The sequence below is a fragment of the Variovorax sp. 278MFTsu5.1 genome (genome assembly GCF_048305045.1).
GTDB classification, from domain to species: Bacteria; Pseudomonadota; Gammaproteobacteria; order Burkholderiales; family Burkholderiaceae_C; genus Variovorax; species Variovorax guangxiensis.
In genome coordinates this window covers 5,144,360-5,157,049 of the sequence record NZ_CP157622.1, presented here as the reverse complement: position 1 = coordinate 5,157,049, position 12,690 = coordinate 5,144,360, and the positions used below count along the sequence as shown (strand labels likewise).

Below are 12,690 nucleotides of genomic sequence, written 5' to 3'. Positions count from 1 at the left end.
CATTTTGGAGTCAATCGGTTGAATTTATTTGAATTTTAAATCAGGCCGAATGTCCAAATAGTAATATAAAGATACTCTTTGAATTATTTTGTTGTAGTTTTAAAAATCAGCCATTAAGGTATAGGTTGTAATCACATTTTTGACATGGATTGCGCTCGAAAATCTATTTGATTTTTTATTGAATTTGATATTTCCATGCCGAACGCGGTATCCGGAGAAGCGCGCATGCCGCGACTCGTCGTGATAATCCCGGCCGGTCCCGAGTGGCAACGCCGCTTCGAAGCCTTCCCACCACTTCTCTCCATCCCCGTCATGTCTTCCCGCTTCTGCTTCCCCGCCATTGCTGCATCCGCCGCCCTCGCACTCGGCTTCGCGCCGAGCTTGCCGGCCGTGGCCCAAACGGGCGCACCGGCGCCGCGCGTGCAGTCCGACCTGAAGGACATCCGCATGCGGGCGATCACCAGCCTGCCCAAGGCGGGCGGCAGCGCCGACGACCGCAATAGCTGCTCATGGCGCGTGATCCAGCCGAAGTCGCCAGCGGCCAAATTGGTGGCCGCGCAGGGCTGGGCGGTGACCGCCGATGTGCCGATGGGTTCCTATCGCGCCGTCAGCTTCGCTGGCCAGATGGAAGCCGGAACCAGCGGCACCTGCACGATCACCCAGGGCAACGTGGCGGTGTTCGATGGCGACAGGCTGGTCGCGCTGGCCTACGGCAAGTCGCCCGAAGACCCCGCCATCGGCAACCTGACCGCGCTGGAAGGCGGCTCCGTGCGCGTGTGGGACGGCGACCTCATCGGCTCGCCGGTGGGCGACCTGCGCGTCGAGGCCGACGGCACCCTGCGCCTGGGCAAGCTGGCCGACGAGGAGTCGGTCTGCAAGGGCCGAGCCAAGGTGCCGAACGTCTACGGCATGCCGATCGACAAGGCGCGCAAGGTCCTGGCTGCCAGCGGATGGAATCCGGTGCGCGGCGGGGCCAGCAGCGAGTCCCGGCAGGCCGGGTTTGTCAAGCGCGGCATCGCCGAGGCCGAGTCCTGCGCGGGCACCGGCCTTGCCTATTGCGACTTCGGCTATTCCGGCCCGGCCGGCCGGCTGACCGTGACCACGGCGGGAGAGAAGAGCCTTCCGAGCGTCGTCGGTTACGACGTCAACTGCCGCTGATGCAGATGAAGCCTGGCGCCGCGCACTGAAGCTAGGCAGGGCGGGGCGGGGCGGATTCAGGCAGGCGATGCCTGCGCACCTACACGGGTTGCCCGGCCGTTCCCACATTCGCCCGCATCGCGGCGCAAAAGCATCGACTCCGGATCGAGTACCAGCACCGGAGCACAGACTTGGCAACCCCGTCCACCCGAAGAACGCGCACGCGAGCAGCGAAAAAGCCGCATGGAGACATCCGCATCGGAATCTCCGGCTGGCGGTACGCGCCGTGGCGGGGCCGCTTCTATCCGGCCGGGCTGGCACAGCGCAACGAGCTTGCCTTCGCCTCGCGCATGCTGCCCAGCATCGAACTCAACGGATCGTTCTATTCGCTGCAGCGCCCCGAGTCGTACGAGACATGGCGCGACCAGACGCCCGACGGCTTCGTGTTCGCGGTCAAGGGCTCGCGCTACATCACGCACATGCTGCAGCTCAAGGACGTGCGCCCGGCGCTCGCCAACTTCTTCGCCTCGGGCGTGCTCGCACTGGGCCGCAAGCTCGGCCCCATCCTCTGGCAGCTTCCTCCGCGCATGCGCTACGACGCCGAGCGCGTCGAAGCCTTTCTCTCGCTGCTGCCGCACGATGCCAAGGCCGCGTCGGCGCTGGCGCGCGAGCACGACGAGCGCATGAACGGGCGGTCCTCGATGAAGGCCCCACGCGGCCTTCGCATCCGCCATGCCATCGAAGTGCGCAACCGCAGCTTTGCCGACCCCGATTTCATCGCCACGCTGCGCCGGCACGGCGTGGCCCTGGTGGTGGCCGACACCGCGGGCCGCTGGCCGATGCTCGAAGACATGACGGCGGACTTCGTCTACATCCGGCTGCACGGAGACAAGGAGCTCTACGCCAGCGGCTATGGCGACGCCGCACTCGACCGCTGGGCCGAGCGCATCGAAGCGTGGAGCCAGGGCGCCAGGTCGGCGACGCCAGGCTTGCTTCGGATGTCGGTGCACGGCGGGGCCGGCACGATGTGTACTGCTACTTCGACAACGACACCAAGGTGCGCGCGCCCTACGACGCGGCGCACCTGGCGATGCGGCTGGGGCTTCCGACGGGCTTCGAGCCGCAAGAGAAAGCCCGCCACCGAAAATGAAGGAGCCCGGCCGGCTCTCGGCGTGAAGCAATCTTCTTCAACTACATTGCCCGCATGACCGCACTCATGCCGGGCGAAGCGCCCATCTACCTCGAAGCCGCGGCAAGCGGCGAATTCATCGAACTGCACGAACACGACAACCTGCTGCGCGTGCGCAGCGGCGGGCGCGGTTGAAGGTATTGCAAGGCCAGGTCTTTTCCGCCCGATGATCTTCGACCGCGACACCTACCGCCGCTTCTTCGACGGCTACTTCATCCGCGACTGCACCATCGGCTTCGAGGATGGCCGCCTTGGCTTCCTGCTGTTCGAGGAGCAGGAGGACAAGGACCATGACGAGCCGTTCAAGGTCCGGTTGCTCGCCGTCAAGCTGGCGAATCCGGTCGAGACGCGGTTCTTCACGCTGACCACCCATGCGCTGGGGCTGGGCTGCGATCTGTCCAGCGCCTGGGCGCCGGACCATTCGGAGTTCGTCTCGGTGGGCATCGGGCGGGAGACGCTGGCCTACAAGCCGAAAGTCCACAAGGGGCAGGAGGCGCGCATTCCGTTTCATGGCGCGGGCGAGCCGCATCCCGCTTCTGGACTCATGTACGACAGCATCGTGCTGCGTACCGCGCGCGCCGGCACCACGGTGTTCTCGGTCGGTGCGCCGTTCCGGGTGTACGAGCGACTGGGCCCCGGGCAATGGCGCGAGCACACGGAGATTCCGCTGCCCGAGGGGCTGGCCAGCACGGAGCCGGATGTTGCTGACGAGGCCCTGTCGAACTCGGATTTCAACGATCTTGCCGGCCTGTCCGCGCAGGACCTGTACGTGGTCGGCTCGCGCGGCGCCGCCTGGCGACGGCATGAGGGGCTCTGGAGGCAGCTGCCCTTTCCCTCGACGCTGGATCTGAAGACTGTAGCCGTTGCGCCGGACGGCACGGCCTACGTCACCGACGAGCGCGGCCACGTATGGCAAGGGCGCGACGACAGCTGGCGTCGCCTGACTCAGAAGCCGCACAGCGAAAGCTTTCTCGACAGCGCCTGGTTCGCCGGCCGGCTCTGGTGCACCGGCAACACGGGCGGCTGCTACGTGCTCCAGGGCGGCAGGATGGTGCTGGCCATGGATGCACGCCGGCAACCGATGCCCAAGGGCTGCTCGCTGGTATCGCGGCGGCTCGATGTGTCGCCGGATGGCCGCAGGATGCTGGTTGCCGGTTGGCACGGGGCGCTGGAGTTCGACGGCGAGCATTGGACGGTGCTGTTCTACGGCGAACCCTGAGCCCGACCATCCATCGGCTGCCAGGCTCGCTTGCTCATCCCCCGAAAGAAGTCTCTCACCCATGTCCAGCAACAAGTTCCAGATCGGCAAGTGCGCATTCGAGTTCGCGCCGGATACCCAGGTCGTCTTCGAGGACGGCGGCATGTCCTTCGAACTGAAGGCTCGGCCCGTCGCCTTCGACAAGGCGCTGCACGCGCCGTCCTTCGACCCGGAGGGTTCCGACAACCCGGCGCCGGGGCAGGTTGCTCCTTCGTTCCGCTCCTCGACCTTTCACTTCCATGACAACCACGACACGCCGCACCGGCGCGTGCGCTACCTGAAGGATCAGCCGACGCACGGCTTCTATCTCTGGGAGAAGGGCTTCGACTTCGGCACGCGCTTCTTCGGCGAGATCGACCTGCGGCCCGACCGCATCAAAATGCACGGCCTGCTGCGGCACGACTACGAGACGGACGAAGAGGGCGTTGCGGTCGACGTGGTGTGGCACTGCACGCCGGGAGAGGTGGAACTGCGCGCGCACACCTACGGCAGCTTCGATGAGGCGATGGCTGCTCCGCCAGAGCGCGTGCGGCGGTTGATCATCAGCCATTGGGATGCCGTGTGGCGCGAGGAACTGCTGCGCTTCACGCAGCTCGAGTTCCTGTCGATGGAAGACCAGTGGACGGGCAACCCCGAGAAGGCCGTCACGGCCTTGCCCGAATCCCTTTGCACGCTGACGCGCCTGCGCGAGCTGCATCTGCGCAGCCGCCATATCGCCCGTCTTCCCGAGAACCTCGGGGCGCTCGAATCGCTGGAAGTGCTTTCGCTCCAGTACTGCCAGATCGAGACATTGCCCGACAGCATCGGCGAGCTCGTGCATCTGCAACGACTGCTGCTGGACGGGAACCAGCTCAAGACATTGCCTGAATCGGTAGGCCACCTGCCGGCCCTCCAGCTGCTGAGCATCAACCGCAATCCCTTCGAGTCGCTGCCGGCTTCGCTGCGGAACATCGCGAAGGTCAATATCGAGAGGAAGAACGAAGCGCTCTTCCGCGACATCCGCTATCGCCCCGACGTGGAGGTCGCGATCGACCGCGAGGCTTTCATGGCACGCAACAGCCCGCGGCATGTGGCGCTGTTGAGCGATGCGCTGGCACGTCACGATCTCAAGGCCTACGAAGGGCCGCTTCGGCGCCACGCGCGCCAGGCGCTGCGCCTGTGCACCACGGAGCGTGAGAACTATGCGATCCCGGGCGGCACGCGCATCGGCGGCAGGCCGGACCTGCCGCCCGGCATCGACTACCCGGCCACCGACGGAAAGCTCTGGCGCTTCTACGCGCAGATCGATCTTGCAGAAATCGCCGGGCTTCAGTCGTGGCTGCCGCGCACCGGCCGCCTCTACTTCTTCGGCGAGGGCCAGGAGGAGGGCGACGGTGTGCGCGTGCTGCATTCGAATGCTTCTGCCGCCGAGCTGCAACCCTATGCATGGCCGGAGGACGCGGAGTTCGCCGACGGCGTCGACGTGGGCGACGCTCATGAAGGCTACAAGGTCCGCATCGACGCCACCGTGTCGCTGCCGAACCTCTACAACGCCGGAGGAGGTCGCCTGAGCGGTGAAGACGCCTCGCTGCTCGAGATCGACAGGGACGACAAGCTGCAGGAAGCGTATTGGGCGCTCGAAGCCGAGCTCGCCGGCGATGGCGAGCGCAGGAACGGCGCGCACCTGATGAACGCACACGTCTTCACGCAGCACGAGAACCCGCAGGAGCAGGCCTCGCGCGAAAGGGGCGGCCTGCCGCAGGAGTGGATCAACCTGCTCACGCTCGATTCGGACAACAAGCCCGGCTTCTGCTTCTGGGATGCCGGCACCTTCACTTTCAGCATCCACGAGAAGGACCTGGCCCTGGGCGACTTCTCGCGCGTGCACTGGAGCCTGGAAAGCAGCTGAATCCGCTTGGTTGGTGCGGACTAGAACTTTCGCAGTCCCGCTCGCGTTGTTCTTTCGCAATACCCGCATTCCGCCGTGCCGGATGAGGCGTCGGCACGCATTCCCATACCTAGAATCGCGCCGGTCCGGGCGTCCGCCCGGCTCCATCAACCGGAGAAGCCGCGATGTCCTTTTCGTTCGGTGCCGTCGTCGTCACGTACTTCCCCACCGACGGGCAACTGACGAATCTCCATTCGCTTTCGCGCTCGTGTCCGCGTCTGTGCGTGGTCGACAACACGCCGGAGCCGGGCGACTGGCATGGCGCACTCGCCGATGCGGGAATCACCGTGCTGCACAACGGCAACCGTGGCGGCATCGCGGGCGCATTCAACTGCGGCATCACCGAGCTCGAAGCGCAACGCGTCGAACTCTTCTTCCTGCTCGACCAGGATTCGGTGCTGCCCGCTGGCTACTTCGACGCAATGTGCCAGGCGGCGGAGACGGCACAGAGAAAGGCTTCCGGTGAAGGCAAGCAAGACGCTGCCTTCCTGATCGGCCCGCTCGTCCACGACACCAACCTCGACGCGCTGATCCCGCAATTCGGCCTGCAGGGCAGGCGCGTCTACCAGCTCGACCTGCGCAAGCCCTTCACCGAGCCGCTGGCGCGCTGCGCCTTCATGATCTCGTCGGGCTCTCTGATTTCGCGCGGGGCCTGGGCCAAGGTCGGGCGCTTCGACGAGCGCTACGTGATCGACCACGTCGACACCGACTACTGCATGCGCGCCCTGCGCAGCGAGGTGCCGCTCTATCTCAACACTCAGGTGGTGCTGCGGCACCAGATCGGCGACCTCGAGGCGAAGTCGCTGTTCGGCTGGAAGATCTACGTCATCAACTATCCGGCCGTGCGGCGCTACTACATCTCGCGCAATGCACTCGACCTCTCGCTGGCGCACATGCGTGCCTTTCCGGCGATCCTGTTCATCAACGTCTACACGCTCAAGCAGATCCTGCCCATGCTGATCTTCGAGCGCGACCGGCTCAGGAAGAGCATCGCGCTGCTGGTCGGCTGCTTCGACGGCCTGCTCGGCAGGCTCGGCGGCATCCGCGAGGTGCGCCCGCGCGTGGGCAAGTACCTGAGCCGCAGCGGTTGAGGTTGCAGCGATGAGTCCGACCCTCCAGGCACCGCGCGTGCGCCGCGCAGCGCTCGCCTTCATCTTCGTCACGGTGCTGATCGACTTCCTCGCGTTCGGCCTGATCCTCCCTGGCCTGCCGCATCTGGTGGAGCGGCTGGCCGGCGGCAGCGCCGCGACCGCGGCGTACTGGATCGCGGTGTTCGGCACGGCGTTCGCGGCGATCCAGTTCGTGTGCTCGCCGGTGCTGGGCGCGCTGTCCGATCGCTTCGGGCGGCGGCCTGTGATCCTGCTGTCATGCCTGGGCCTTGCCGTCGACTTCGTGTTCATGGCCCTTGCCGACAGCCTGCCGTGGCTCTTCATCGGCCGCGTGGTGTCGGGCGTGTTCTCGGCCAGCCTCACCACCGCCAATGCCTACATCGCCGACGTGACGGCGCCGGAAGAAAGAGCCAGGAGCTACGGCATCGTGGGCGCGGCCTTCGGCGTGGGCCTGGTGCTCGGTCCGGTGCTCGGCGGCCAGTTGAGCCACATCGATGCCCGCCTGCCGTTCTGGTTCGCGGCCGGCCTCACGATGCTCAACTTCTGCTACGGGTGGTTCGTGCTGCCCGAATCGCTGCCGCCAGAGCGGCGCAGCCTGAAGTTCGACTGGTCGCATGCCAACCCGGTCGGCTCGCTGATGCTGCTGAAGCGCTATCCGCAGGTGTTCGGCCTGGCGGCGGTGATCTTCCTGGTCAACCTCGCGCAGTACGTGTACCCGAGCGTGTTCGTGCTCTTCGCCGACTACCGCTTCCAGTGGAAGGAAGACACCGTGGGGTGGGTGCTCGGCCTGGTGGGCGTGCTGAGCGTGGTGGTCAACGCGCTGCTGATCGGGCCGGGCGTGAAGCGTTTCGGCGAGCGCGCGGCGCTGCTGTTCGGGCTGGGTTGCGGCGTGCTGGGCTTCGCGATCTGCGGCGTGGCCGATGCCGTGGCGGTCTTCATGCTCGCGCTGCCGTTGTGCACCTTGCTGGCCTTCGCGGGGCCGGCAGCGCAGGCGCTGGTCACGCGGCAGGTCGACGCGGCGCAGCAGGGGCGCATCCAGGGCGCGCTGACGAGCCTGGTGTCGGTGGCGGGCATCGTCGGGCCCGCGGCCTTCGCCGGCAGCTTCGGCTATTTCATCGGCGTGGACGCACCGGTGCAGCTGCCGGGCGCGCCGTTCTTCATTGCCGCACTGTTCCTGTGCGTGGGCATGCGGGTCGCATGGCGGCGCACGCGGCCTGCGGTGGCGGCAGCCGGCGAGACAGCGACCGAGCCGACCTGAGGCCGCCGGGCGGGCCGCTTCAGCCCAGGAACTCGCCCTCGTCGAACTGGTGCTCCATGCGCCGGGTCGCCAGCGCGACATGGGCGGCGAGCATCTCGTCCAGGTCGATGCCGGCCAGCGCCTTCCGGCACAGCGGCTGGTAGCGCGCCACCCAGTCCTCTTCGCCCGCGTCGTGCTCGTAGACGACGTTGTGGAAGGCGCCGTTCCGGTCGAAGGCCAGCAGCGTGCGGTCTTCATAGCGGTGGTGCGCCCAGCCGAAGACCACGTAGTGCTCCGTCAGCGCTTCCTGCGAGGCCGGCTTCAGCCCGCCGAACTCCCGCCGGCTGCCGAAGGTGCACAGCGCTCCCATGAGGCTGGGCCAGGCGTCGTCGACGTCCGGGCTCTCGGCCCAGGAGAGCAATCTGTCGATGGAGAGCAGGTCGAGATGGCGCATGCGGTTCTCGGGCAGCAGCGAGAAGGCGCCCAGCGATTCATAGAGCGCCCTCAGCGGCTCGGGCAGGCGCATCCCGATGCGGGCCTCCAGGCGCTCGATGGCGTCAGGGGTCTCGGGGGCCTGGCGGACCGCCGAGAAGGCGTATGCGAAATCCTCGGCCGCGTCTTCGTCCTCGATCCGGGCGACCTGCCGGGCGAGTTCCTCGACCCTGGCTTCGTGGCGGTCGAGGGCGGCGGTGAAGCGGGGGAGGCGGTCGGTCAGGGAAGGAGCTGTCTGCATGGTCTGTGCGGCGGGGCGGGGCAGGGCGCCAGCCGTGCTGTTTGGGGCGCGGCGAGTATAGGTGGGCGGTCTCCGGGCGGCATCTGGGCAGTACTGGCCGCATGGCCCGTACGTAATTCCCCTTACGGTCCGGTCAGATTGCAATCAGTTTGGCGCCAGAGCATGCAGGGGTCCGGACTTCCGCCCGGATGGAGACGATCAGCCCCGGTTTGCCGGTGCCGGTGATTTCGAAACCCATCGCACAAGAAGAGATGAAAAACAGAACCCTTGTCAGAGGCTTGTTCCTCATGGCGATAGCGCTGGCCTTCGGCCTGACCTCGCTTCGCTACCCCATCGGAGACTTGAGCCGTGCCGGCCCCGGTTTGTTCCCCGCCATGATCAGCGCGATGCTGCTGGTGATCGCGGTTTCCACCGTGATCCGGTCGTTCTTCGTGGAGCGCGTGGCGCTGGAGTTCAACTTCAAGAACATCTCGCTGATCCTGGGCAGCCTCTGCGGCCTGGCGGTGATCTCCATGTACGTGAACATGATCGCCGGGATCATCTTCATGGTCTTCTGCTCGGGCTTCGCCGCGTCGTCCTACTCGGTCGTGCGCAACGTGAAGATCTCCGCCGGGCTGGTCGTCATGGCGCTGGCCCTGCAGAAGCTGCTCGGCCTGAACCTTCCGCTGTACTGAGGAAGGAACGAGCATCATGGAAGTCCTCAACAACCTCGCGTTCGGGTTCTCGCATGCCCTGACCATGCAGAACCTGCTGTTCTGCGCCATCGGCTGCACGGTGGGCACGCTCGTCGGCCTGCTGCCGGGCCTCGGCCCGCTGGCCACCATCAGCCTGCTGCTGCCGCTGACCTACTCCATTCCCACCACCGGCGCGCTCATCATGCTGGCCGGCATCTACTACGGCGCGCAGTACGGCGACAGCGTCAGCGCCATCACGATGAAGATCCCGCATGCGAGCAGCATCGTGGCCTGCATCGACGGCTATGCGATGACGCTCAAGGGCCAGACGGGCCTCGCGCTCTTCACCGCGGGCTTCTCCAGCTTCATCGGCGGCACGGTCGCCATCCTGGTGCTGTCGTTCCTCGCGCCCGTGCTCGGTGAAGTGGCCTTCCGGTTCGGGCCCGCCGACTACGTCGCGATGATGCTCGTGGGCTTCGTGTGCGTGAGCTTCGTGACCACCGGCAGCCTGCTCAACGGCCTGGCGATGTGCATGATCGGCGTGCTGCTCGGCACCATCGGCACCGACGTGAACAGCGGCATGCAGCGCTTCACGCTCGACCTGCCGTTCCTGGTCGACGGCGTTGGCATCGTGAGCATCGCGCTGGGCTGCTTCGGCATCGCCGAGATCACCAAGAACCTCGACTCGCGCGAGGAACGCTCGCCCTTCAACGGCAAGATCAACCTGATCCCGACCTGGGCCGAGTTCAAGCGGATCATTCCGAGCGCCCTGCGCGGCAGCGCGGTCGGCTCCTTCCTGGGCATCCTGCCCGGCGGCGGCCCCACCATCGCCCAGTTCGCCGCTTACGCGATCGACAAGAAGGTCAGCAAGTACAAGCACGAGATCGGCACCGGCTGCATCGAAGGCGTGGCCGGCCAGGCCGCTGCCGACGAAGCCGCCGCGCGCACCAGCTTCATTCCGCTGATGAGCATCGGCATCCCCGAGAACGCGGTCATGGCGCTGATGCTGGCCGCCTTCATCATCAAGGGCATCCAGCCCGGCCCGAACATGATCGGCAGCCACCCCGAACTCTTCTGGGGCCTGGTGGCCAGCATGTGGATCGGCAACGTGTTCCTGCTGGTGCTGAACGTGCCGCTGGTGCGCTACTGGCTGTCGGTGTTCAAGATTCCGTATGCGGTCCTGTTCCCGTCGATCCTGTTCTTCTGCTGCATCGGCACCTACAGCGTGAACAACAGCCTGGAGGACATCTTCATCACCGCCGCCTTCGGCTTCATGGGCTACATGTTCATGCGTCTTGAGCTCGACGCCGCGCCGCTGATGCTGGGCTTCATCCTCGGGCCGATGCTGGAGGAGAACTTCCGCCGCGCCATGCTGCTGAGCCGCGGCAGCTTCGGCATCTTCGCCACGCGCCCGATCAGCGCCACGCTGCTGAGCCTGGTCGGCGTGTTCATCGTGTGGCAGGTGGCTTCGTTCCTGATCAAGGTGCGCAAGAACAAGGGCGCGGCCCTGCCGCCGCAACCCGTGCCGGCGATGGAGGAATAGACACGCCTGCCGGCCGCTTCGGCGGCAAGCAATGAGAGACCTGTTCGCCGCGTTGCCCGCCTGGGTAACGCGGCGAACTGCTTTGAGGTGGCCCCGTTCGCGCGCACCGTCAGTGCATGCGCGCGAACTTCCCCGGCGGCTGCCCCACATGCCGGCTGAACGCCGTGCTGAAGGTGCTGGCCGAACCGTAGCCCACCCGCTCGGCCACTTCTGCGATCGCCAGCTCTTCGCGGCGCAGCAGCTGCTTGGCCAGGGCCATGCGCCATGAGAGCAGGTATTCCATCGGCGGCATGCCGACCGCGCGGCTGAAGCGGTCGAAGAAGGCGGAGCGCGATAGCGCGCTCTTGCGCGCCAGCTGTTCCACCGTCCAGCCGCGCGCGGGGTCGCCATGCATGTGGCGGAACGCGGCCGCGAGCCGCTTGTCCGCCAGGCCTCGCAGCAGGCCGGGCGGTGCCTCTTCGCCGGAGGTGGTGCGCAGGGCTTCCACCAGCAGCACTTCCACGAGCCGGGTGAGTACCAGCTCGCGGCCCGGCCGACGGTCCAGCGATTCCTCGCGCACCATCTGGGTCAGCAGCGGCAGCTTCTGCGAACCCCGCACATGCAGCACGGCGGGAAGCAGCGACACCAGCATCGCCGAATCGGGCGAGTCGAACTCGAAGTAGCCGCCCAGCATCCGCACCTCGGGCCGGCCGCCGCGCGTGCCGTGGCGTATTTCGCTGCCGCTCGTGTCCATGGCCGCCTTGCGCGCGTCGATGGGCACCGGCGTGCCGGGCTCCAGGCTCGTCATCGTGAAGCCGGGCGTGGTGGGCAGCAGCACGAAGTCTCCCGCGGTGAGCGTCAGCGTTTCCGCTCCATCGACCGACAGCAGGCAACTGCCTTCGAGCAGTGCGCAGAAGCTCGGCAGGCCGAACTGCGTGTAGCGCACGCCCCAGCGCCCGGCGCCGCTGATCACCTTCGAGAACACCGCCCGGGGCTTGAGCAGCGCGATCACCTGCGACAGCGGGTCGATGGCCATGGGTGGACTTTCGCAAACAAATGATGGACTGATGATTGTAGATGGTCCGGTAGGTCGAGCCTATCGTACGAGTTCCTTCCAACCGCTCGTTCACTTACCCATTCAGAGGACCACCATGAAGACTGTTCTGATCACCGGCTGCTCGTCCGGCTACGGCCTTGCCACCGCGCGCCATTTCCATGCTCAAGGCTGGAACGTCGTCGCGACCATGCGCAAGCCGCAAGACGGACTTTTCGAAGACTCCCCGCGCATGCGCGTGCTTGCGCTCGACGTGACGCGGCCCGAGAGCATCGTCGCCGCGCTGGACGCGGCAGGCCCTGTCGACGTGCTCGTCAACAACGCCGGCATCGGCCTGTTCGGTGCCTTCGAGGCCACGCCGATGGCGACGACGCGCGAGCTCTTCGAGACCAACACCTTCGGCGTGATGGCCATGACGCAGGCCGTGCTGCCCGCGTTCCGCGAGCGCCGCGGGGGCGTGGTCGTCAACGTGACTTCGAGCGCGACCCTTGCGCCCATGCCCCTGGTTGCGGCCTACACCGCCAGCAAGACGGCGGTCGAGGGCTTCACGGCCTCGCTCGCTCACGAGCTGAGGGCATTCGATGTCGCCGTGAAGCTCGTCGAACCCGGCTACGCGCCCACGACGCGATTCACCGAGAACGGTGGCGAGCGGATGCAGGGCCTGATCACCGAGCCGTATGCGCCCCTTGCTCGGTCGATCTTCGGTACGCTGGCGCAGGCCACGCAACTGACGAAGGAGTTGGATGTCGCCGAGGCGGTCTGGCGCGCGGCGAACGATGCGACGGGGCAACTGCGATTTCCGGCGGGCGCCGACGCGGTCGCGCTGGCGCAGCGGAGCGCGGGTTGAGGC

General features: G+C 66.4%; 10 protein-coding genes and 1 pseudogene. 9 read left to right on the top strand and 2 right to left on the bottom strand.

Features of this window, described 5'->3' with window-relative positions; all coding sequences use genetic code 11:
- The first annotated feature begins 312 nt into the window (after positions 1 to 312).
- The 6 genes and pseudogenes from ABL844_RS23840 (at position 313) to ABL844_RS23815 (ending at position 7,878) form a co-directional block, all read left to right on the top strand.
- Positions 313 to 1,158, top strand: a complete 846-nt coding sequence (locus tag ABL844_RS23840; RefSeq protein WP_418129209.1) for a PASTA domain-containing protein — start codon at positions 313 to 315, stop codon at positions 1,156 to 1,158.
- Positions 1,159 to 1,328: 170 nt separating this feature from the next.
- Positions 1,329 to 2,287 (top strand): annotated as a pseudogene (locus ABL844_RS23835) (DUF72 domain-containing protein).
- A gap of 205 nt (positions 2,288 to 2,492) precedes the next feature.
- On the top strand, positions 2,493 to 3,545 hold the full coding sequence (locus tag ABL844_RS23830) for a hypothetical protein (protein WP_418129208.1): 1,053 nt from the start codon (positions 2,493 to 2,495) through the stop codon (positions 3,543 to 3,545).
- Between the two features lie 61 nt (positions 3,546 to 3,606).
- Entirely contained in the window at positions 3,607 to 5,472 is a 1,866-nt protein-coding gene (locus ABL844_RS23825; RefSeq protein WP_418129206.1) for a DUF1963 domain-containing protein, read from the top strand.
- A gap of 164 nt (positions 5,473 to 5,636) precedes the next feature.
- Positions 5,637 to 6,602 carry a glycosyltransferase family 2 protein gene (locus ABL844_RS23820; RefSeq protein ID WP_418129204.1) on the top strand — a complete coding sequence of 322 codons (966 nt, stop codon included), beginning with the start codon at positions 5,637 to 5,639 and terminating at the stop codon, positions 6,600 to 6,602.
- Positions 6,603 to 6,612: 10 nt separating this feature from the next.
- Positions 6,613 to 7,878 carry a TCR/Tet family MFS transporter gene (locus ABL844_RS23815; protein ID WP_418122048.1) on the top strand — a complete coding sequence of 422 codons (1,266 nt, stop codon included), beginning with the start codon at positions 6,613 to 6,615 and terminating at the stop codon, positions 7,876 to 7,878.
- Positions 7,879 to 7,897: 19 nt separating this feature from the next.
- Here the strand turns inward: ABL844_RS23815 and ABL844_RS23810 are convergent, their stop codons facing one another.
- The gene (locus ABL844_RS23810) at positions 7,898 to 8,590 is read right to left on the bottom strand and encodes an SMI1/KNR4 family protein (RefSeq protein ID WP_418129202.1); all 693 of its coding nucleotides are present in this window, start codon (positions 8,588 to 8,590) and stop codon (positions 7,898 to 7,900) included.
- 251 nt (positions 8,591 to 8,841) lie between these two features.
- On the opposite strand from ABL844_RS23810, the gene ABL844_RS23805 reads away from it, so the two are divergent.
- Both ABL844_RS23805 and ABL844_RS23800 read left to right on the top strand, forming a co-directional pair.
- On the top strand, positions 8,842 to 9,264 hold the full coding sequence (locus ABL844_RS23805; RefSeq protein WP_260319668.1) for a tripartite tricarboxylate transporter TctB family protein: 423 nt from the start codon (positions 8,842 to 8,844) through the stop codon (positions 9,262 to 9,264).
- A 16-nt stretch (positions 9,265 to 9,280) separates the two neighbouring features.
- Positions 9,281 to 10,807 carry a tripartite tricarboxylate transporter permease gene (locus tag ABL844_RS23800; protein ID WP_418129200.1) on the top strand — a complete coding sequence of 509 codons (1,527 nt, stop codon included), beginning with the start codon at positions 9,281 to 9,283 and terminating at the stop codon, positions 10,805 to 10,807.
- A gap of 109 nt (positions 10,808 to 10,916) precedes the next feature.
- Here the strand turns inward: ABL844_RS23800 and ABL844_RS23795 are convergent, their stop codons facing one another.
- Positions 10,917 to 11,822, bottom strand: a complete 906-nt coding sequence (locus ABL844_RS23795) for an AraC family transcriptional regulator (RefSeq protein WP_418129198.1) — start codon at positions 11,820 to 11,822, stop codon at positions 10,917 to 10,919.
- Positions 11,823 to 11,937: 115 nt separating this feature from the next.
- Here ABL844_RS23795 and ABL844_RS23790 point away from each other — a divergent pair, with 115 nt between their 5' ends.
- On the top strand, positions 11,938 to 12,687 hold the full coding sequence (locus ABL844_RS23790; RefSeq protein ID WP_418129196.1) for an SDR family oxidoreductase: 750 nt from the start codon (positions 11,938 to 11,940) through the stop codon (positions 12,685 to 12,687).
- Positions 12,688 to 12,690: the final 3 nt, after the last annotated feature.

What these genes read in the sequence shown, in the direction of transcription:
- ABL844_RS23840 (WP_418129209.1), top strand. Translation starts at nt 313, where the DNA reads ATGTCTTCCCGCTTCTGCTTCCCCGCCATTGCTGCATCCGCCGCCCTC.
- ABL844_RS23830 (WP_418129208.1), top strand. Translation starts at nt 2,493, where the DNA reads ATGATCTTCGACCGCGACACCTACCGCCGCTTCTTCGACGGCTACTTC.
- ABL844_RS23825 (WP_418129206.1), top strand. Translation starts at nt 3,607, where the DNA reads ATGTCCAGCAACAAGTTCCAGATCGGCAAGTGCGCATTCGAGTTCGCG.
- ABL844_RS23820 (WP_418129204.1), top strand. Translation starts at nt 5,637, where the DNA reads ATGTCCTTTTCGTTCGGTGCCGTCGTCGTCACGTACTTCCCCACCGAC.
- ABL844_RS23815 (WP_418122048.1), top strand. Translation starts at nt 6,613, where the DNA reads ATGAGTCCGACCCTCCAGGCACCGCGCGTGCGCCGCGCAGCGCTCGCC.
- ABL844_RS23810 (WP_418129202.1), bottom strand. Translation starts at nt 8,590, where the DNA reads ATGCAGACAGCTCCTTCCCTGACCGACCGCCTCCCCCGCTTCACCGCC.
- ABL844_RS23805 (WP_260319668.1), top strand. Translation starts at nt 8,842, where the DNA reads ATGAAAAACAGAACCCTTGTCAGAGGCTTGTTCCTCATGGCGATAGCG.
- ABL844_RS23800 (WP_418129200.1), top strand. Translation starts at nt 9,281, where the DNA reads ATGGAAGTCCTCAACAACCTCGCGTTCGGGTTCTCGCATGCCCTGACC.
- ABL844_RS23795 (WP_418129198.1), bottom strand. Translation starts at nt 11,822, where the DNA reads ATGGCCATCGACCCGCTGTCGCAGGTGATCGCGCTGCTCAAGCCCCGG.
- ABL844_RS23790 (WP_418129196.1), top strand. Translation starts at nt 11,938, where the DNA reads ATGAAGACTGTTCTGATCACCGGCTGCTCGTCCGGCTACGGCCTTGCC.